The sequence below is a fragment of the Catellatospora chokoriensis genome, from assembly GCF_011297315.1.
In the GTDB taxonomy this organism is placed as follows: domain Bacteria; phylum Actinomycetota; class Actinomycetes; order Mycobacteriales; family Micromonosporaceae; genus Catellatospora; species Catellatospora citrea.
Genome location: NZ_JAAOTI010000042.1, coordinates 37,689 through 57,021 on the forward strand (window position 1 = coordinate 37,689; position 19,333 = coordinate 57,021).

Here is a 19,333-nt window from a genome sequence, read left to right on the forward strand (position 1 = left end):
GCAGGATGGCGTGACTCCGACGGGTCAGCTGCTGAGCCGCCGGATGAAGTCCACGCTGCCGTCGAAGATCCGCGGCGCGTCGTGGTCCAGCGTCGCCACGTGGTAGCTGTCCTGCAGCACGACCTCCTGCACGTCGGCCGACGTGATGTTCTTCAGCACGATCTCGCTGTTGACCGGCTCTACGACGTGGTCGTTGGCGGAGTGGTACAGCAGCACCGGCTGGGCGACCTTGGGCAGGTCGGCGCGGACGACCGCCTGGAACCGGCGCAGCGACGCCGCGGCCCGCACCGGCGTGCGCGGGTAGGCGCCCTCGTCGACGCCGGGCTTGGCGATGTCGTTGCCGATCGCGGGCACCGACGGCAGGACCATGCCGAGCACGGGCAGCAGCTTCGCGTCCCAGCGCAGCATCGTGACTGCCGGGTTGACCAGCACGACACCGGCCAGGTCGGGGTGCTGCTGGGCGAGCCGCAGCGCGAGGGTGCCGCCCATCGACAAGCCGACGGCGTACACCGAGGTGCAGTGCCGGCGCAGGTCGGTCACCGCGCGCTCGACCTCGGTGTACCAGTCCTGCCAGGTGGTGCGGTTGGCGTCGCGCCAGCTGGTGCCGTGGCCCGGCAGCAGCGGCAGCCGGACCGACCAGCCCTGCGCGGCCAGGTGGCGGGCCCAGGGCCGCATGCTGTGCGGCGAGCCGGTGAAGCCGTGGCAGACCACGACACCGATGCCGCTGTCACCGTCATGGTGCAGGGGAGCGTGGTCGATGGCGTTGTCCATGGCTGCTCCCGGTCGCGGCTTCGATGACGGCCCGTATGTGACGGGTGCCGCCATACTGCCATGCCCCGGCCGCCGAGGGCAGGGTGCGAGCGGGTGAGCTCGGAGCGGTGGGCTAGTCGCGGTCCTCGTCTGCCGAGACCATGAGCCATTCGCCCGGGAGCCTGTTCCGCACGGCTTGTACCGCTGCCGGGGTGCGGCCGTGGATCCACAGCCACGTTCCGCCGTCGTCGCGCAGCAGTACGTCGGGCCCGGCGAACCAGCGCACGGGCGGCCCGTCCATCCCGGCCCAGAACGGGAGGTCCGGCAGCGGCAGGCGCTCGAACGTGGCGAGGATCGCCTCGCTGGCGGCGTCATCGAGGTCCCGGTTGTCGACGCACCCTTCATCACCGGAGAACATCGCCTCCGACAGCACCATCTCGACCAGGGCGATCGACAGCCGGTCGGTGTACGGCACCCAGCGGTCGCCGGTGTTCATCAGGACCGGTGGGTCGTCGCGGTCGACCGCCTCGGCCGGCACGCCCCACGACGCGCAGTGCTGTGCCTCGACGCGGAACACCAGAACGTTGTCGGCATCGCACCGCAGCTGGTCGGGCGACAGGAGACGGTCCTGCGCGGAGGTCAGGTCCCTCCGTCGCCCGAACAGTCGGTAAGCCTCACGCAGTGCGGCCGGGAGTTCGATGCCGAGCCGCCGCTCAGCCGCCTGCAACCGGTCGGCGTGGACTCCGTCGCCATCGACCACCGGACGGCCGCATGCCGCAGCCAGGGCGAAGACGAACCTCCACCCGCGGCTGCGGTCTCCTTCCTCGCCGCACAGCGCGTGAAGCGCGTCGAAGCCATCCAACATGCCGCCACCCTACTGACACCCGGCTCCGGCACAGCCCGCTCAGGCTGCTCGGATCTCCACGGCCAGGCGCCTCTGGCGAACCAACTACTGGCAGGCTCCGGTAGTCATATGGTCGCTGTTCCTGGATCTGCAGCCTTGGCTGGTGACCATGCGTTATCGCCGCAGGCGTATCTGACGGCACGGCGTAGCCGGCAGGTAAGTGGAGATCATGAACGGGGTGCCCGGATGTGAGGCCTGTCATGGGACGGTACCGTGCCGCCTCGTGAACGCCTTGCTACGACGGTTCGTCGAACTCATCGAAGCCGACCTGGCAGCCGTCGGCTTTGCCCGCCGTGGGCCGGTCTTCCGGTACTTCGACCCCGAGGGCAACGGCATCGCCCTCGACATCCAGCGCACCACCGCGCTGTGGGGAGAGGTCGAGTTCTTCATCAACGTCGGGGTGCTGCTCGCCCCGCACCTCCGGTACCACTTCGGAGAGGACGATCCGCGCCGTGATGCCATGCCGCACCACGGCGTCTGGCGCCATCGTCTGGTGGCGACCGGCGACACCGCGGCGCTGCCCGACCACAAGTTCTCGTTGTCCATGGAAGCCGACGTAGCACGCGCCGCCACCGTCGTGCGGGCCTGGCTGGCGGAGAACGTGCCCCGAATGAAGAGCTGGCTGGGTGACTTCGACGCGATGCTCGCCGCCGTCGAGGAGGACCGTGAACGATCCGCCCGGGCCCGCGCCGAGCAACTCGCCTCCGGGCGATGGAAGGCGGGCCGCTGGCCGGACGGAACGTGGAACGACGGCATCATCCGCGCCTATGCACATGCTGAACGCGGCGACGTGGACGCGGTCGCGGCCGAGACTGCGGGCTGGCACGGCAGCGGCCCCGACTCGCTGGCCGCCAGCGCCCTGGCAATCGCCAACCAGCGCCTCGCCGAACGGCAGGAATGATCGTGGGCTACTCCGGTTTTGTCATCGTCGCCCGCACCGGCGACACGCGGCTTGACGAGCTGGCGTGCGTCGACGACCTGTTCGTGGCCGTGACCGACAACGTACGCGCCGACGGTTGGCGGATCGGGTTCCTCGGCCCGGTCGACGACACCGCACCCGGCGACCTGGCCAATGACCTCGCGCTGGAGACCGCGGCACCGGCCATCGCGCTATCGGTCTTCGACAGCGGCTGCGCCTTTGCCACGGCGGCCGATCCTTCCGGCGGCGCCGTCGAGTTCTACCTCAACGAGCTGATGGTCCGGGCCCTCGTCGACGACGACGGCAGATTCGAGCCGCTCAACAGCCGGGCCGTCGCCGGACTGCTGGCGTGGGCCGAGAAGGCCAGCCTCGTCGTCAACCCCGATCGACTCGCGGCCGCCATCGAGGAGCGCCCCGGTCCGTTCGGCGACGGAATCCTCGAATTCACCGAGGCCCTCGGCATCGCCGGGATGGATGCTGGCGGACTCCGATAAATCAAGTCTCCTGCCTGGGGCTTTCGACCGAGGCGAGGAAGGGCGTACGTGTCGGCGATACCCAGCGCGAGTTCGTTGATCGTGTTGTAGGTGGCCGGCGCGATGATCAGAGCATCGACCGGCCTCATCTTCCGCCCCTGGCGGCACCTCACACCTGTCGCGGCGGCGGCTTGACTTCGAGTGCGCTCCAACTGCGAGGCTGGGCGGCATGGAGGAAGGGCTGTCGGTAGGCGAGGTAGCGGCCAAGACGGGGCTGACGGCGTACACCCTGCGCTGGTACGAGCAGGTCGGGCTGCTGGACCCGATTCCGCGTGACCACGCGGGGCGGCGCCGCTACCGGCTGCGCGACGTCGAGCGGCTCGACCTGCTGACCAAGATGCGCGCCACCGGCATGCCGGTGCGGGAGATGCTCCGCTACATCGAGCTGGTCCGCGCGGGCACGCACAACCGCAGGGAGCGGCTGGAGCTGCTGGAACAGCACCGTACGACGGTGCTGCGCCAGATCAGCGAGCTGGAGCGCGACCTTGCCGTCATCGACCGGAAGATCACCAGATATCGGGGGTTCCTTGATGGAGAAAAGACTGATTGACCCCGCCGGGCCGGCCATCCCAGCGCTCGGTCTGGGATGTATGGGCATGAGCACCAACTACGGCCCGGCCGACCAGGACGAGTCGCTGGCCACCCTGCACCGCGCACTGGAGCTGGGCGTGGCGCACTTCGACACGTCGGCGTCATACGGCGACGGCCGCAACGAGGAGCTGCTGGCGCGGTTCCTGCCCGGCAACCGGGACCGGGTCTTCCTGGCCACCAAGTTCGCCATCCGCCGCGACGGCGGCGTGCACCGGGTCGACTCCAGCCCCGGCTGGGCCCGAGAGTCCTGCGAGAACTCGCTGCGCCGGCTCGGCGTCGACGTGATCGACCTGTTCTACCTGCATCGGCGCAACCCCGAGGTTCCGATCGAGGACACCGTCGCCGCGATGGCCGACCTGGTCGCGCAGGGCAAGGTGCGGCATCTGGGCCTGTCGGAGGTCGGCGCGGAGACGATCCGGCGGGCGCACGCGGTGCACCCGATCAGCGCCCTGCAGATCGAGTACTCGCTGTTCAGCCGGGACATCGAGGACGAGGTGCTGCCGGTGTGCCGGGAGCTGGGCATCCGCATCGTGGCGTACTCGCCGGTCGGTCGCGGCCTGCTCACCGGCACGATCCGGTCCACGGCTGGTCTCGACGACAGCGACAACCGGCTGAACCACCCGCGGTTCGCCGCCGGCAACCTCGATCACAACCTGGCGCTGGTCGACCGGATCCGCGACATCGCCGGCGCGGCCGGGTGCACCCCGGCCCAGGTGGCCATCGCCTGGGTGCTGGCGCAGGGCGACGACGTGCATGTCATCCCGGGCACGACCCGCCGCACGCACCTGGCCGAGAACGTCGCGGCCGCCGACGTCGTGCTGACTGCGGAGCAGCTCGCGGCGCTGAGCGGGCTCGGCGCTGCGGCCGGGGCCCGGCTGTCGGCGTTCGCACAGGCGATGGTCGGCCACTGACGGAGTCCGGCCAGGGGCCGTCTCGTCGCCGTGTGGCGCGACGGCCCCTGGCCGGACGAACCGGTCCGCTCAGTCGGTGGCGGACGGCTCCGGGCCTGGTGGCGTATGCCCTGGCCCATGCCCTGGCCCTGGCCCGGGTTCGCCGACGGAGGGCGACGGCACCACGGCGGCGTTGCCGGGCACGTTCGGGCTGGCCAGCAGGCAGATCGGCATGGGGGTGCAGTCCTTCGGCTTGGGTTTCTTCGACGGCTCGACGCCGTCGCCCACGCCCTCGACCTCGCCGAGCTTGCCGTTGGTGCCGTTGGCCAGGGGCTCCAGCGGCAGTTTCATGTCGGCATGGGCCTGGTTCATGAACCCCTGCCAGATCTCGGCGGGCAGGCCGACGCTGGTGATGTTGCCGCCGCCGAGCGCCTTGGGCCGGTAGATCGGGTCCGAGGCGTTCTTGACGTTGCCGACCCAGATGGCGGCGGCGATCTGCGGCGTGTAGCCGACGGTCCATACGTTGGAGTGGGCCTTGTCCTGGACCTTGCTCTCCCAGGTGCCGGTCTTCGCGGCGGCTTGGCGGCCGCCCGCGAGCGCGCGGTAGTAGCTCTTGGGCAGTTGCTTGAGCATGCCGGTGACCTCGTCGGCCACCTCCTGCCGGATGCGCCGCTCCGCCTTGCTGACCTCGCCGGTGTTCGGCACGAGCTGGTACTTGCCGGTCCGCTCGTCCTTCTTCTCGACCTTGATCACGACGTGCGGTTTGTTGTAGATGCCGTGGTTGGCGAAGGTCGCCATGCCTGTGGCGTGGTCGAGCACGGTGATGGGGTACTGCCCGAAGCCGACCTGGTAGTCGAAGGAGGCCCGGCTGGTGTCGGTCTCGGGCTTGGTGAGGTCGCGCGCCTTGCCGTCGCTGACGGCCCACATCGTGTTGATGCCCGCGGCGTGCGCCATGGCGACGACGTTCTTCGGCTCGATCTTCTTGGCGATCTTGAAGAACGGGACGTTCAGCGAGAGCCGGGTGACGTCCTGCAGCGTGCACTTGCGCTTGCACTTGAGGCTGCCGGCGTCGCGGCCGGCGTTCTCCACCTCGTACGGGCAGAGCTTGTACTTGTCGCAGTTCTTCTTCTTGCCGGTGGCGACGATGGGCGTCGGGTCCCAGGTGGACTTGAGCGAGATGCCCGCGTCGATCGCGGCGGCGAGGGTGTAGACCTTGAACGAGGACGCGGGCGGGTGGCCGCCGTCCTCCCAGATCGTGCCCTCGTTGATCTTTCCGGCGTAGTCGATGCCGGTGCCGTCGGCGCCGCCGTAGTAGGCCAGCACCCGGCCGTTCCTCGGGTCGATGGCGACGCCGGCCGCGATCACGTTCTTCGGATAGCCCTTGATCTTCGTGTACACGCCGTCGACCTTGTGGTCGACCGCCTTGACGACGTCGTTGGTGCACTCCTTCTCATCGCCCTTGCCGTGGCAGGTCTCCTTCCACTCGAACGTGCGGAAGAGCTGCGCCTCCAGCGCCTTCTGGGCCTTGGAGTTGATCGTCGTGGTGATCCGGTAGCCCTTGTTGCGCCAGTCCGTGATGCCCCACGCCGCCATCTCCCGCTCGACGTACTTCGTGATCACGAAACCGGTGCCGGTGCCCTGGACGCCCGTCTCGCCGGACTTGGCGGAGTACTTGCGCAGCGTCTTGTCCGGATACACCATGGCCGCGCGCTTCTGGCGGTCGAGTTTGCCCATCTCCACCATGTTGTCGAGCACGTAGTTCCAGCGGATCCGGGCGGCGTCGGGGTTGAGGTGCGGGTCGAAACCCTTGGTGCCGTCGTACTCGTTGGGTTCGGGCTGCTTGAGCACCGCGCCGAGCACCGCAGCCTGCTCGACCGTAAGCTGGTCGGCGGCCTTGCCGAAGTAGGCCTTCGCCGCCGCGCCGACGCCGCTGGAGCCGCGGCCGAACCACACGGTGTTGACGTAGAAGCCGAGGATCTCGTCCTTGGAGTGCTCCTCTTCGAGCCGCCGCGCCATCACCGCCTCGCGCAGCTTGCGGGCATAGGTGACCTCGAGGTCCTTGGCCGCGTTGCGGGCGTACTGCTGGGTGATGGTGGACGCGCCCTGCGTCTCGCCGCCGGTGATGTTGTTCCAGGCGGCGCGGGCGACGCCCCACAGGTCGATGCCGTGGTGGTTGAAGAAGTTCTTGTCCTCGCCCGCGATGAGAGCCACCTTCACCTCGTCGGACAGCCTGGACATCGAGACGATCTCGCGGTTCTCGCCGCCGAGCTTGGCGATCTGCGCGCCGTCGGCCGAGTAGACGAAGGTGTTCTCGTTCGGGCTGAAGTCCGCGGGCTCGGGCACCGAGTCGTAGAGGTAGGCGACCCCGATCAGGCCGCCGCCGGCGAGCATGACGACGACCGCGGCCGAGGCGAGCACGATGCTGCGCCACCTCCACCGGCCGAGCCTGCTCTTGCGGCCGGTGCCCTTGCCGCCGGACTGAACGTCCGGCTGGTCGCCGTCGCTGCCGCGTCCGCTGGGCAGCACGGCGGTGCGGGGCGCGCCGCCCGTGCCGGGGCGGCCGCTGCCGCCGGCGCCTACGCGTCCGGCGGGCACACGCGGGCCGCCGACAGTGGCGCGGCCCGAAGCGGACGGCACGGTGGCGCGTCCGGCGACGGGGCGCAGCGGGGCCGGGCCGACCGGTGTCGGGCCGTGGCCTCCGCCGTTGGTGCGGCCGTGACCGCCCCGGACGCCGCCGGGGCCGTTCGGGTTCGGGTGGGCGCTGGCGCCCGGAGGTGTTCCTGGGCCGTCGGATGGCGCCGAGGCGCCGGTCGAGCCGGGTGCCGGGGGCGTGGTCATCGGTGCTAACCCTTCCGGTCGGGGATTGTGCTGGGCGCGTGGACAGGGGGAAGGCGGTCGACCACCGCCGGTGGGGCCTGCGCTGACGGCCTCGCTCGGCCCCCGGAAGAAACCGATCTCATGGGCGGCGAGGGCGACCTGCGCGCGAAGGTCACTCCACGTCCGACATCCTGCCTCACAAATCGGGTGAAGTCCGGCAAGACACCACGGTGCCGGAAGTCGTGGCAAAGACCGGCAAACCCTGTGGCGTACGCGAATGCGGCGATCGCGGCCAGCGACGGCTGCGCGTGCATACGCTGACCAGGACTAATGCAAGATCTGGACTTGACGGTCCATTCTTCTGGCGTTAAGTTGGACCGAGCGGTCCAATCTTGGAGCGCCCGAGAACCACTGGGGACGGCAGCTGTGAACGACTACTACCTGCTCGGCAGGTCCGGACTGCGGGTGAGCCGGCTGGCGCTGGGCACGATGAACTTCGGCGTCAGCGGATTCCACGCCGCATACGGCAAGACCGAGCGCGAGGCCGAGCCCATCTTCCGGCGCTACCTCGACGGCGGCGGCAACTTCGTCGACACGGCCGACTTCTACACCGCCGGGGAGAGCGAGACCATCCTCGGCCGGCTGATCGCGTCCGCCGGGGTGCGCGACCGGGTCGTGCTGACCAGCAAGTTCACCAACACCGTCGATCCGGCCGACCCCAACGCCGCGGGCAACGGCCGCAAGCACGTCATCCGGGCGCTGGACGCGACGCTGCGCCGGCTCGGCACCGACTACGTCGACCTCTACCTGCTGCACACCTGGGACCGGATCACCCCGGTCGAGGAGGTGGTGCGCACCTTCGACGACCTGGTGCGCGCCGGGAAGATCCGCTACGCGGGGCTGTCCGACGTGCCCGCCTGGTACGCCGCCCGCGCGCAGAGCCTCGCCGAGGCCCACGCGCTGACCCCGATGATCAACCTGCAGCTGCCGTACTCGCTGGTCAACCGCGGCATAGAGGCCGAGTATCCGGCCATGGCACAGTCGCTGGGCATCGGGCTGACCGCCTGGAGCCCGATCGGCGGCGGCCTGCTGTCGGGCAAGTACCGGCGCACCGGCGACGGCCTGGCGGGCGACGGCCGGCTCGGCGGCGGGGGAGCGCAGCAGGTCGCCGAGCGCGACTGGGCTGTGATCGACGCCCTGGAGAAGGTCGCCGCCGAACTCGGCCGCAGCATGGCCCAGGTGGCGGTCAACTGGGTGGCGACCCAGCCCGCCGTCGGCTCGGTGATCATCGGGGCCAGCAGCGCCGAGCAGCTCGACGCCAACCTGGGCGCGCTCGACTTCACCATCCCGGCCGAGCTGCGCGAGCGGCTGGAGCAGGCCGGTGCGCCGGAGCCGGGCGGGCCGTACGCGATGTTCACCCCGGGCTACCAGTCCTGGATCGTGAGCCCCGGCCTCGGCATCGGCGACAAGCCGGCGGGATACGCACCGCCGATCTGGAACGGTGCGGCCCCGGCAGCCCGCTGACCCGGTCGACGGCTCAGCGGGCGGCGTACAGCGCCTCGAGTTCCCGGCGCAGCAGCGGGTCGCTCTGCTGCTCGACCAGCTTGAGCAGCCGGTCGGCTTCGGCGAGGGTCATCGCGTGCTCCCAGCGCCGGCGGAACAGGTACGCGTCGAGGGCCTGGTGCCTGCGGCAGAAGTGGTCCAGGTTGCGCAGCAATTGAGTGCGCATGATCCGCAGCGCCACCGTCGGGTCGGGGTGGGCCAGCGGGTGCACCTGGTGGTAGTTGATCGCGGTGGTGCTCACCGAGAACGTCACCCCGGCCCGGTGGAGGCGGTAGCTCAGGTCGGTGTCCTCCAGCCCCCAGCCGGTGAAGGACTCGTCGAAGCCGCCGACCTCCTTGACCGCGGCCCGCGGCACCGACAGGTTCGCGGTCGTGGCCAGCGCCCAGCCGAACCGGAAGTCGTCCAGCCCGGTGCCGTAGGCCTCGACGATCGCATGGTAGTTGTCGGGTTCGTCGCCGAGTTCGGTGCGGGCGAAGGCGGCTGCGGGGTCGGCGGTGAGCTCGCCCGGTGCGAGCAGATGGATCGGCTCGGCCAGCCGCTCGGCGTCGCCGACCCGGCCGACCAGCCGCAACAGGTCCTGCTCGCCGAGCGGGAGGATGCCGGGCCGCCACCAGGTCAGCGCCCGCCGCTTCCAGCCGATCGTGCCGTCGCGTCCGCTGAGCGCCGCCGCGACGTGCTCGGCGACGAACTCGGGCCCGGCCATGCGGTCGTCGTCGATGAAGACGACCAGTTCGCCGTCGACGCGGGCCAGCGCCGTGTTGCGGGCGGCGGCCCGGCCCCGGTTGTCCTGTGTGACCAGCCGGATGTCGAGCCGGTCGCGGAAGGGCGCGACCACGTCCTCGACGCCGCCGGCGGTGCCGTCGTCGCAGAGCACGACCTCGAAGCCGGGGTATGTCTGGACGAGCAGCGACTCGAGGGTGAGCGCGAGGTACTCGCGCTTGTCGCAGGTCGCCATCACCAGGCTGACCGGGAGCCGTTCTACCATCCGAGTCTCCACCGCTCGTCGCCGTACAGGTCCACCATCTCGTTGAGGTCGCCGTCGACCGGGTCGTGGCGCTGGGGTGCCGCGGTGCGCGGGTGCGCCATGACGGGCACCGGCCCCTTCGGTGACATGAGCAGGCCGACCTCGCGGGAGATCGGGCTGCCCGGCACGGGGACGAGCACGTGGCGGCGCAGGATCGTGCCGAGCACGATCTTCATCTCCAGGTCGGCGAAGGCCGCGCCGATGCACACATGCGGGCCGGCGCCGTAGGGCAGGTACTCGTACCGGCCCGGGTCGGCGGTCGCCCATCGCTCGGGCCGGAACCGCAGCGGTTCGGGGAACCGGGCAGGGTCCCGGTGGGTCACGTACTTGCTGGTCACCACCTGGCATCCGGCGGGGATCTCATGCCCGCCGAGCACGGCCGGGGCGACCGCGATCCGCGAGGTGTTCGGGCCGGGCGGCAGCAGCCGCAGCGTCTCCTTGAGGGTGCGGTCGAGCACCGCGGATCCGGCGCACTCCTCGGGGGTGCGGTGCTCGACGTCGGCGAGCGCCTCGTCCAGATCGGACCGGTGCAACGAGAGCAGGATCAGCGCCCAGGACAGCGTGCTGGAGGAGGTCTCATGCCCGGCGACCAGCAGCGTGGTGAGGTGCCCGACGAGCTGGTCGTCGGACAGGCCCTTGCCGTGCTCGTCGCGGTTGTCCAGCAGCGACTGCAGCAGGTCGGGCGGGTCGCCGGCGGTGCGCCTGGCGTCCACGATGGACGCCAGCGCGTCGTCGAGCCGCCGGATGACGGTGAGCAGCCGCCGGTACGGGGTGCCGGGCAGGTCGAACGGGAAGTAGCGGATCGACGAGGCGAAGTAGCGCAGCGCCAGCATCTGCTGGACCAGGTGCCCGACGGACTCGGCGTCGCGGGCGATGTCGACGCCGAAGAAGCACCGGCAGGCGATCCGCAGGGTGAGCCGCCGCATGCTGGCGGTCAGGTCGAACGCCTGCCCCGGGATCCAGGAGTCGACCTCCTCGGCGGCGATGCGGGCGATGACCTCGGCATGCCGGCCCATCGCCTGCGGCCGGAACGACGGCGTCACGGTGTGCCGGGCGGCCCGGTGCGCGGGGCCGTTCATGTTGAGCAGTCCGATGCCGCGGCGCACGCGCCGGATCCGGGCCGGGATCGCGTACTCCAGGACGGTGTGGAAGCGGTCGCCGTCGGTGAGCACGGCCCGGTTGTGCTCGGCGCCGAACACGAACACCTGCCGGCCGTCGCCGTGCACCAGCCCGCTGACCGGGCCGAAGTCGTGGTGCAGTCGCGCGGTGTAGGCGACCGGGTCCGCGGCGTAGGCGTGGGCGTTGCCGCGCCGGCCCAGCCAGCGGTGCGGCGGCGGGCCGGGCACCGGACGGCTCATCCGGCGTACCAGCCGGCGTGCGGCCGGTCGAGGTCGGCGTCGGCTCCCCGCCGGAAGGCCGCCGCGGCGAACTGCCCAGCCGGTGCCTGGAGCGCGGCGACGGTCGGCATCGGCAGGTAGCGCCGGAACAGGCCCGCGAACGCGGTCGCGAAGGCGCCCGTGGCCAGCGGGCCGGGCTCGGCTCGGGTGCTGCCCGGCATGGTCAGCCCGAGCGCGAAGTACGTCGTCCAGTACTCGAACAAGGTCAGCTCGCTGACCGCGGCGGGCAGCGCCGGATCGGCGGCGGCGAGGTCGGCGTAGAACCGGTCGGACAGGTCCGCCTTGCGCAGGCCGTCGGGGAGCCTGGTGTCGGCGAACTCGCCGAGCCAGGTGAGCTCGCCCTGGTCGCCGCAGAAGAACCACTCGGCGTGCACCCGCATCCAGGACGCCCACGGCACCCAGGTCAGGCCCTCGCCGGCCACGGCGGTGCCGAAGTCGACGGGCGCGCCGTCCGCGGCGGGGCACGCGGCGTGCCGCAGCCCCTGGAAGCCGTTGCCGGTCAGGCTCAGGTGGTCGTCGTGCTCCACCAGGTTCGGCACCGTGACCACGGTGCGCCGCCCCGTGGCACGCAGGTGCGCCGACAGCGCGAGATCGTCCGCGCCGGTCGGGTCCGTGACGCTCGCGGCGAAGTCGAGCGCCGCCCGCCGGGGCAGCACGAGGCCCTGCGACGGGGTGTAGACGTCGACCGCCCGCGCCCAGGACCAGCCCTGCCAGGCGGCGGCGCGCACCAGGCCCGCGGTGCGCGAGCCCCACTCGCAGAACAGGCTGACCGCGTCGTCGGGCCGGGCCCGCACGGCCCGGTGCAGCTGCTCGGCGAAACCGCCGCACGGGATGACGTCGTCCTGCAGCACCAGGTGGTGGGTCGCGTCGGCGCCGACCGCGGCCCAGGCCCGCACCGCGTTGCCGAGATTGCCCCGCCCGGCCGGTCCGGTGTCGACGACCAGGACCGGGGACAGCGCCGCGAGCTGCTCGGCGAGCGCCTGGGCACGGGCGGCCCGGGCGGGATGGGTCATGATCACTGTCGACAGGCGGACGTCGCCGTCACTGTGCGGCATGGCTGCTCCTGGTGATGCGGTGCAGGGCGACGGCGCGCTCCACGTGCTCGACCATCGCCTGCGCGCCGTCGGCGGCCCGCAGGGTCTGCGCGAAGGCGGTGTGGACCGCCCGGTCCGGCGGGGCGAGCATCGACCTGATCTTCGCGGCGATGGTCTCGGCCGGGTCGTCCGGTTCGACGGTCGCGCCCAGGCCGAGGTCGGTGATCCGGCCCGCGTTGCCGCGCTGCTCGGCGGAGTGCGGCACGAACACCAGCGGCGTGGCGCAGAGCAGGCCCTCGATCAGGGAGGAGTGGCCGCCGTGCACGACGGCGGCACTCGCACGGGCCATGAGGTCGACCGCGTCGTGCCGGAACCCCGCGATGTCGACGTCGGCGTCCCCGGCCGCGACGCGCACCTGCGCGGCGAGCGCCTCGGTGCCGTCGCCCTCGACACCGAGCGTCACCGCCAGGGGCACGCCGAGCCCGCGGGCGGCGGCGACCACGCGGAGCAGGTCCTTGTCCCCGGCCCCGCTGCCGCCGAGGGTGATGTTGAGCAGTGGCGCCCGTTCGGTGCGCACCGGCGCGGCGGGCAGCTCGATCGGGACCAGGGCGCCGATGTGGCGGATCTCGGAGACCAGGCTGGTGACCAGGCCCATCGTCTCGGCGGGCACCTCGGACAGCGGGTCGAGCACGGCCAGGTCGGGCACCAGCATCGCGTCGCCGAGCACCTTGCGGGCATGGGCGTCGGCGACGCCGAGCTGGTCCAGGGTGATCAGGACCTCGGGCAGCACGGCGTGCATCGGATGGCGGAACAGGCGCAGGTTGTGGCAGGTGACGCTGGGCAGCCCGCGCATCGAGGCGGCCACCGACGCGGTGTTGCGCATGTCGCTGACCACGGCGTCGGGGCCGAAGTCGTCGATGGCGCGCAGCTCGTCGGCCAGGCAGGTCTCGACGTATTCGGGGCTGGCGAGCCGGGTCCGGGCGAACGCCCGCAGCTCCGTGACGTCGTTCATGCCGCGCCAGACCGGCGCGGGCCCGATCTCGTCGATGCCGATCCACGGCAGCCCGGCCCGTTCGACGATCGGGCGCACCTCGGCGTGCGCGGCGACGGCGACCTGGTGGCCGGCCAGCTGGAACCGCTGCGCGGCGGTGCGCATCCGGGTGACGTGGCCGAGGCTGGAGCGGCTGAACGCCACGAACAGGACCCGCAACGGGGGCCGGGTGGTCATGAGGTTGCTTCCTCCACGGTGAGCGTGCGCGGGGTGCGCACGGCGACGACCAGGCTGGCCAGCGCGCAGACGGCGAGCAGCGCCAGCGCCTGCCGGGGCCCGACGACCTCGGTGAGCCAGCCGCACAGCAGCGTGCCCAGCGGCACCGACCCCCACGCGATCATGCGGCCGACCGCGTTGACCCGGCCCTGCAGGCTCAACGGCGTCACCATCTGCCGTACCGAGATGCCCACGACCATGAAGCAGGTGTGCACGGTGTTCCAGCACAGCAGCGCGGCCAGGGCGACGGCCCAGTTCGGGGCGGCGGCGTAGGCCAGCAGCAGGACGAGGTCGGCCCCGATCAGCCACCGGGCGGTGCCGACCGGCGGCGCGGTCTTCAGGCGGCGGGCCGCGAGCGCGCCGAGCAGCGCGCCGACCCCGGACGCCGTCATGATCCAAGCCATCCGGTAGTCGTCGGTGGCCAGGCCCAGCGCCCGCGAGGCGAAGACGACGAGCATCCCGTACACCGCGCCGGCGCTGATCCCGACGCCGACGTTGACGGTCGTGTACGCGCGCAGCAGCGGCTGGCCGCCGATGAACCGCAGGCCCGCCCAGATCGCGCCCGGCTCCCGTGCCCGGCCGGGATCGGGCCGGGCGGCGGCCGGCAGCCGCATCATCGCGATCAGCAGCGCCGACACCAGGTAGCAGCCGGCGAGCAGGGCGAACGTCGGCCCGAGGCGCAGCGCGTCGAGCAGGAAGAACCCGACCGGCGCGGCGATCGACGTGACGACCGTCGCGGCCATCCACAGGTAGCTGTTGGCACGGAACACCCCGGCCTTGCCGACCACGGACGGTATCGCCGCGGAACTGGCCACCTCGAACCACACGTACACGGTGGCCGAGGCGAACCCGACGGCGATCAGGGCGAGCGGCGGGGCGCCGACGGTGGCGAGCAGCAGCGGCACGCACAGCAGCACCGCGGCGTTGCCGGTCTCCATCCAGACCATGACCCGGGTCGGCGAGGACCGGTCGACGACGGCCCCGGCGAGCATGCCGAACAGCAGGAACGGCAGCACGTTGACCGCCGAGGCCAGCGCGGCGACGAGCGCGGACCCGCTGGCCTGGTAGACGTGCAGCGGCAGCAGCACCCACAGGATCGAGTACGCCACCGTGGAGGCGAACTTGCTGGCGACGAGCAGGCCGAGCCCGCTGCCGGCCGGGGACTCGGCCTCGGCGATCGCGGTCACGGGTCAGCCGGTCCTTCCGACGCGCCGCTCGACCTCTTCGGGCCGCGGCAGCCTGGTCCCGGACTCGATCAGGGCGGTGCCGACGTCGATGATCCGGTCGACGGTGCGGCGCAGCGCGTCCATGCCCTCGGTGTCGGACAGGATGCCCTGCTCGCCACCGGAGTGGATGGTCACCGGGAAGCCGCTGCCGACCAGGATGAAGCGGTTGAGCAGTAGGTTGTGCAGCAGTTGGGCGTGCACGTCGAGGTGGCCGTAGCGCCGGCCGACGACGATCGCGGCGCCGATGGTGTTGGTGAGCGGCCGGGTGAACCTGAGGTGGCCGACCCCGGCGCGCTCGATGAAGGTCTGCATGAGCGAGGACAGCCCGAACCCGTGGACCGGGGCGGCGAGCACGACGGCATCAGCCTCGATCATCGCGGCGACGACCTCGCCGACGCTGTCGTCGACGGGGCAGGGGTCGGGCCGGGAGTTGCAGGCGCCGCAGTCGCAGGCCAGGACCCGTTTCTCTGCCAGGTTGATGATGTCGGTCCGGCAGCCGCGCAGCTCGGCGTGCGAGGCCACCTCCTGCGCGGCCAGCCAGGTCGAGCCGCGGCTGCGCTCGGATCCGTTGATCGCCAGAATCTTCATGCTCACCTGATCATCTGTGCGGAGGCTCGCTGGGTGCGCCTCGTCGCGCGATGTCAGCGTTTCCCCGTGCGCCGACTGCTCGTTCCCCTGAGGAGTCTAGGTTCCGCAAGACCGCAAACGGTGCCATGCATGTGCATGTCTCAAAGCGTGGACTGGCGGGACCGAGGTCGGCTGCCATAGGGCCCCGCCGGTGAGGTCACCCGGCGGTGGACAGATCACCGACGTAACGGTGGGTGACCGTCGATTCACCACGACCATGGAGGTTCGGCGTCGGCCCACCGGGCGGCGCGGTGGGGGCAGACGCGTTGACCGGGGGTTCGGGGCATGGGTGGCCTGTGGGTGGGTGTCGGCTGGTTCGGCCTGGCGCGGCGGCGGTTGGCTGACGGGGCGGTCGTGTTCGCGGTGCGCCGCGACTGGCCGGACTGGCGTACACACGAGTTCGTGGCGCCGCGGCTGGCCCAGGCCGAGGCGGAGCGGGCGGCGGAGAACGAGCGCGCGTACTGGCGCCGCGGGCCCTCCCGCCCGGCCGTGAGCGTGGTGCGGATCAGCGTCAACGACCTCCGCATCCACCGGGACCGCCGCGACTGCAAAGCTCCGGACTGCGCGGTCGCCTCAACGCGCCGGGCGCCCCGGCCGAGCTGATTGTCGTGGCCGGACGGACCGCGGCAGGGTGTCACACCCTGCATGCATGATCGCCGTCATGGCAGCGACGAACGGGCTCGACCGCTACCCGGTCGACGATCACGGGAACCTGGAGCACTATCCCAGCCGGATCCCCGTCTGGGGCCGGCTGCGCCCCGAGCAGGACCAGGCCTGGTCCGAAGGCAACGAACCGTTCGCCGCGACCCTGACGCTCGTGACCGGCCCCCGCGGCCGCACCACACCGTACTTCGTGTGGCGGGACACGGCCGGGCTGACCTACCCGATGTTCATGACGGACCTGTTGGACGTGCTGATGTGCAAGCTCGTGGACCGGGGCACGGTCAGCGGGCTGTGGCAGGTGCGCAAACGCGGCCAGAACTACGGCCTGGCGCTCGCCCCGGCGGAACTGGCCGGGGCGAGCTGAGCGCGGTCAGACGACCTGAGCGGCGCACGCGATCGCGACGCTGGCCGCGAGCATCGCCATCGACAGGACCATGAGGGGCTTGGGCAGGCGCATCGGAATCCTCCATCGTCGGTCGAGTGGGCTCACCACGCGTAGCGGACGAGCCATTCGTCGGGGTTGTAGGCGTGGTCCGCCGGGGTGGTGGCCGGTCGTTCCTCGACCATCTCCTCCGGGCGGATCTGCTTGGGCAGCGTGCCGAAGCGGGCCCGGCGGTCGGTCTCGGCACCGTCGGGGCGCTGGGGTGCGGTACGCATGGCGTCGTCTCCTCTGCGGTCGGTGATGCTGGCCAGGGGTGGCTCAGCCCAGGTAGAAGTCCCGGCGGGCGGCGACGAACTCCTCGATCGTCTGGGCGGGTGTGCCGGTGACGCGTGCGACGTCGTCGGAGGCGCGGTCGTACCGGTTCTCGTGGTGCAGCCGGGCCATGGTGGCGATGTGCGCTTCGGTGTGCGGCGGCAGGGCGGCCTTGGACAGCACCTCGGCGCGCCACAGGTCCAGCGGCACGTCGGTGTAGGTCACCGGGCGGCCCAGCGCCCGGGAGAACTCCTCGGCCATCTGCGTCATGTCGACGGTGCGCGGCCCGGTGAGCTCGTAGACGTGCCCGACGTGCGGTGCCGGGTCGCGCAGCACGGCGGCGGCGACCCGGGCGACGTCGTCGACGGCGACCGGCGAGGTGCGGCCGGTGCCGAAGGGCAGCGCGATCGTGCCCTCCTTCTGGATCGACATCGCCGCGAGCGTGGTGAACAGCGGGTTGTCCAGGAACGACGTCGGCCGCAGGTGGATCACCGGCAGGCCCGACCAGTTGAACACCTGCTCGGCCAGCCAGTGCAGCCGCTGCTGGTGGGACTCGTCGGTGCTGGTGGCCGTCATCTGCGACACCGTCATCTGCGACATGTCGACCAGGCCGGACAGCTGCCCGTACTCCCGCGCGACGCTGGCCACCACGGTCGCGGCCAGCAGGTGGTCCGGGGACACGGGCATCGCGAAGTACATCGCTCCGACGCCGTCCAGGGCGGCCGCGACGGTCTCGGGCCGGGTCAGGTCGCCGAGGACCACGTCCGCGCCGAGTGCGCGCAGCGCGGCCGCCCGGTCGTCGTCGCGGCGCACCATGGCCCGGACCGGGACGTCGTGGGCGCGTAGCTTCTCCAGCACGGTGCTGCCCACGCCACCGGCGCCGGCGATGAGAACCAGGTCACTGGCTGCCATGGGTTGATCTCCTTCGGGATGAGTGGAACCGGCGCTCAGGAATGCGCCGGCGGCGTACGGCGGGGCTGGTGGCGGTCGCGGTAGGTCTCCAGCAGGCGCAACCACACCTCGCTGATGGTCGGGAAGGCGGGCACCGCGTGCCAGAGCCGCTCCAGCGGCACCTCGCCCGCGACCGCGACGGTGGCCGAATACAGCAGCTCCCCGACGCCGGGGCCGACGAAGGTGGCGCCGGCGACGGTGCCCCGGTCCACGTCGACGAGCAGGCGGGCCAGGCCGCGGTATCCCTGGGCGTACTGGTGCGCGCCCGCGACCCGGGCGATGTCGTAGTCGACCACCTCGATCCGGCGGCCGGTGCGCTCGGCCTCGCGCGTGGTCAGGCCGACCGAGGCGACCTCCGGGTCGGTGAACACGACCTGGGGCACCGCCGTGTGGTCGGCGGTCGAGACGTGCGCGCCCCAGCGCGTCTCGTCGACGGGCTCGCCGTTGGCCCGCGCGCCGATCGCGGCGCCGATCATGCGGGCCTGGTACTTGCCCTGATGGGTCAGCAGCGCCCGGTGGTTGACGTCGCCCGCGGCGTAGAGCCATCCCTCGGCGACGGCGGTGACCACGCCGGTGTCGTCGACGGTCAGCCAGTCGCCCGGGGTGAGGCCGACGGTGTCCAGGCCGACGTCGCGGGTCGACGGGGCGCGGCCGGTGGCGTACAGGATCTCGTCGGCGGCGAGTTTCGTGCCGTCGCCCAGCGTCAGCCGTACTTCGCGGCCCTCGCGGAACACCGACGCCACCGAGGCGCCGTACCGGATGTCGACGCCGGCCTCGCGCAGCCCGTCGGCGACCAGCTCCCCGGCGAACGGCTCCATCTTCGACAGCAGTCCCGCGTCACCGCGGACCAGCATGGTCACCTGCGAGCCGAGGGCCTGCCACGCGGCGGCCATCTCGACGGCGACCACGCCACCGCCGACGATGACCAGCCGCCCCGGCGCGTGGTCGGCGGTGGTCGCCTCCCGGTTGGTCCACGGCCGTACCGAGTCCAGGCCGGGGGTGTCGGGCAGGGCCGTGGTGGTGCCGGTGCACACGGCGACGGCATGGCGGGCGGTCAGCCGGACGGTGCCGCCGTCGGGGGTCCGTACGGTGACCCGGCGCGGACCGTCAAGGCGGCCGTGGCCGCGGATGAGGTCGACCGAGACCGAGTTCAGCCAGTCGACCTGGTCCTCGTCGCGCCAGTGGTTCGAGATCTCGTCGCGGTGGGCGAGCACCGCGGCGACGTCCAGCGGCCCGGCGACCGCCTGGCGCAGCCCGGGCACGCGGCGGGCCTCGGCACGGGCGATCACCGGCCGCAGCAGTGCCTTGCTGGGCTCGCAGGCCCAGAACGAGCACTCACCGCCGAGCAGTTCACGCTCGATGATCACGGTGCTGAGGCCGGCGGCGCTGGTCCGGTCGGCCACGTTCTCACCGACCGGGCCGGCCCCGATGACGATCACGTCATAGGTGCGGTCGGCCGCGTTCGTCGCTGCTTCGGTCATCG

At 71.8% G+C, this 19,333-nt stretch carries 19 protein-coding genes and 1 pseudogene; 7 read left to right on the forward strand and 13 right to left on the reverse strand.

The window, feature by feature from the left end; translation table 11 throughout:
* Positions 1-24: 24 nt before the first annotated feature.
* Positions 25-771 carry an alpha/beta hydrolase gene (locus HAV39_RS38940; RefSeq protein ID WP_191844120.1) on the reverse strand — a complete coding sequence of 249 codons (747 nt, stop codon included), beginning with the start codon at positions 769-771 and terminating at the stop codon, positions 25-27.
* Between the two features lie 112 nt (positions 772-883).
* Positions 884-1,615: an SMI1/KNR4 family protein gene (locus HAV39_RS38945; RefSeq protein ID WP_191844121.1), complete on the reverse strand. Its 732-nt coding sequence runs from the start codon at positions 1,613-1,615 to the stop codon at positions 884-886.
* 208 nt (positions 1,616-1,823) lie between these two features.
* Between HAV39_RS38945 and HAV39_RS38950 the strand changes: the two genes are divergently transcribed.
* Both HAV39_RS38950 and HAV39_RS38955 read left to right on the forward strand, forming a co-directional pair.
* A complete protein-coding gene (locus tag HAV39_RS38950; RefSeq protein WP_342355598.1) occupies positions 1,824-2,555 on the forward strand; it encodes a DUF4304 domain-containing protein in 732 nt (243 codons plus the stop codon).
* A gap of 2 nt (positions 2,556-2,557) precedes the next feature.
* On the forward strand, positions 2,558-3,067 hold the full coding sequence (locus HAV39_RS38955; RefSeq protein ID WP_191844149.1) for a hypothetical protein: 510 nt from the start codon (positions 2,558-2,560) through the stop codon (positions 3,065-3,067).
* A 53-nt stretch (positions 3,068-3,120) separates the two neighbouring features.
* Here HAV39_RS38955 and HAV39_RS43470 read toward each other — a convergent pair.
* Positions 3,121-3,195 (reverse strand): annotated as a pseudogene (locus HAV39_RS43470) (flavoprotein); the annotation flags it as partial.
* Positions 3,196-3,275: 80 nt separating this feature from the next.
* Here HAV39_RS43470 and HAV39_RS38965 point away from each other — a divergent pair.
* Together HAV39_RS38965 and HAV39_RS38970 are read left to right on the forward strand one after the other, a co-directional pair.
* Positions 3,276-3,656 (forward strand): MerR family transcriptional regulator, encoded by a 381-nt coding sequence (locus HAV39_RS38965; protein WP_191844123.1) that lies wholly within the window; start codon positions 3,276-3,278, stop codon positions 3,654-3,656.
* Positions 3,637-4,608 carry an aldo/keto reductase gene (locus tag HAV39_RS38970; RefSeq protein ID WP_191844124.1) on the forward strand — a complete coding sequence of 324 codons (972 nt, stop codon included), beginning with the start codon at positions 3,637-3,639 and terminating at the stop codon, positions 4,606-4,608. The genes HAV39_RS38965 and HAV39_RS38970 overlap by 20 nt, the downstream gene beginning before the upstream one ends.
* Before the next feature lie 69 nt (positions 4,609-4,677).
* Here HAV39_RS38970 and HAV39_RS38975 read toward each other — a convergent pair whose 3' ends face one another.
* A complete protein-coding gene (locus tag HAV39_RS38975) occupies positions 4,678-7,425 on the reverse strand; it encodes a transglycosylase domain-containing protein (RefSeq protein ID WP_191844125.1) in 2,748 nt (915 codons plus the stop codon).
* Positions 7,426-7,830: 405 nt separating this feature from the next.
* On the opposite strand from HAV39_RS38975, the gene HAV39_RS38980 reads away from it, so the two are divergent.
* Positions 7,831-8,928: an aldo/keto reductase gene (locus HAV39_RS38980; protein ID WP_203736588.1), complete on the forward strand. Its 1,098-nt coding sequence runs from the start codon at positions 7,831-7,833 to the stop codon at positions 8,926-8,928.
* A gap of 13 nt (positions 8,929-8,941) precedes the next feature.
* Here HAV39_RS38980 and HAV39_RS38985 read toward each other — a convergent pair whose 3' ends face one another.
* Genes HAV39_RS38985 through HAV39_RS39010 form a run of 6 tightly spaced genes read right to left on the reverse strand, consistent with a single transcriptional unit; the run spans position 8,942 to position 15,503 of the window.
* Positions 8,942-9,952: a glycosyltransferase family 2 protein gene (locus HAV39_RS38985; RefSeq protein WP_191844127.1), complete on the reverse strand. Its 1,011-nt coding sequence runs from the start codon at positions 9,950-9,952 to the stop codon at positions 8,942-8,944.
* Positions 9,946-11,349 carry a cytochrome P450 gene (locus tag HAV39_RS38990; protein WP_191844128.1) on the reverse strand — a complete coding sequence of 468 codons (1,404 nt, stop codon included), beginning with the start codon at positions 11,347-11,349 and terminating at the stop codon, positions 9,946-9,948. Before HAV39_RS38990 ends, HAV39_RS38985 begins: the two co-directional genes overlap by 7 nt.
* A complete protein-coding gene (locus HAV39_RS38995; protein ID WP_191844129.1) occupies positions 11,346-12,443 on the reverse strand; it encodes a hypothetical protein in 1,098 nt (365 codons plus the stop codon). Before HAV39_RS38995 ends, HAV39_RS38990 begins: the two co-directional genes overlap by 4 nt.
* The gene (locus tag HAV39_RS39000; protein ID WP_191844130.1) at positions 12,430-13,650 is read right to left on the reverse strand and encodes a glycosyltransferase; all 1,221 of its coding nucleotides are present in this window, start codon (positions 13,648-13,650) and stop codon (positions 12,430-12,432) included. The genes HAV39_RS38995 and HAV39_RS39000 overlap by 14 nt, the downstream gene beginning before the upstream one ends.
* Complete coding sequence (locus HAV39_RS39005) at positions 13,647-14,876, reverse strand: MFS transporter (protein ID WP_191844131.1); 1,230 nt, start codon at positions 14,874-14,876, stop codon at positions 13,647-13,649. Before HAV39_RS39005 ends, HAV39_RS39000 begins: the two co-directional genes overlap by 4 nt.
* Before the next feature lie 3 nt (positions 14,877-14,879).
* Positions 14,880-15,503 carry a flavodoxin family protein gene (locus HAV39_RS39010; protein WP_191844148.1) on the reverse strand — a complete coding sequence of 208 codons (624 nt, stop codon included), beginning with the start codon at positions 15,501-15,503 and terminating at the stop codon, positions 14,880-14,882.
* 324 nt (positions 15,504-15,827) lie between these two features.
* Here HAV39_RS39010 and HAV39_RS39015 point away from each other — a divergent pair, with 324 nt between their 5' ends.
* Together HAV39_RS39015 and HAV39_RS39020 are read left to right on the forward strand one after the other, a co-directional pair.
* Complete coding sequence (locus HAV39_RS39015) at positions 15,828-16,145, forward strand: hypothetical protein (protein ID WP_191844132.1); 318 nt, start codon at positions 15,828-15,830, stop codon at positions 16,143-16,145.
* Positions 16,146-16,203: 58 nt separating this feature from the next.
* Positions 16,204-16,569: a hypothetical protein gene (locus HAV39_RS39020; protein ID WP_191844133.1), complete on the forward strand. Its 366-nt coding sequence runs from the start codon at positions 16,204-16,206 to the stop codon at positions 16,567-16,569.
* Between the two features lie 122 nt (positions 16,570-16,691).
* On the opposite strand, the gene HAV39_RS39025 is transcribed toward HAV39_RS39020, so the two are convergent.
* Genes HAV39_RS39025 through HAV39_RS39035 form a run of 3 tightly spaced genes read right to left on the reverse strand, consistent with a single transcriptional unit; the run spans position 16,692 to position 19,331 of the window.
* Positions 16,692-16,862, reverse strand: a complete 171-nt coding sequence (locus tag HAV39_RS39025) for a hypothetical protein (RefSeq protein ID WP_191844134.1) — start codon at positions 16,860-16,862, stop codon at positions 16,692-16,694.
* A gap of 43 nt (positions 16,863-16,905) precedes the next feature.
* Entirely contained in the window at positions 16,906-17,811 is a 906-nt protein-coding gene (locus HAV39_RS39030) for an NmrA family NAD(P)-binding protein (protein WP_191844135.1), read from the reverse strand.
* A gap of 35 nt (positions 17,812-17,846) precedes the next feature.
* On the reverse strand, positions 17,847-19,331 hold the full coding sequence (locus HAV39_RS39035) for a dihydrolipoyl dehydrogenase family protein (protein WP_191844136.1): 1,485 nt from the start codon (positions 19,329-19,331) through the stop codon (positions 17,847-17,849).
* Between the last annotated feature and the right edge of the window lie 2 nt (positions 19,332-19,333).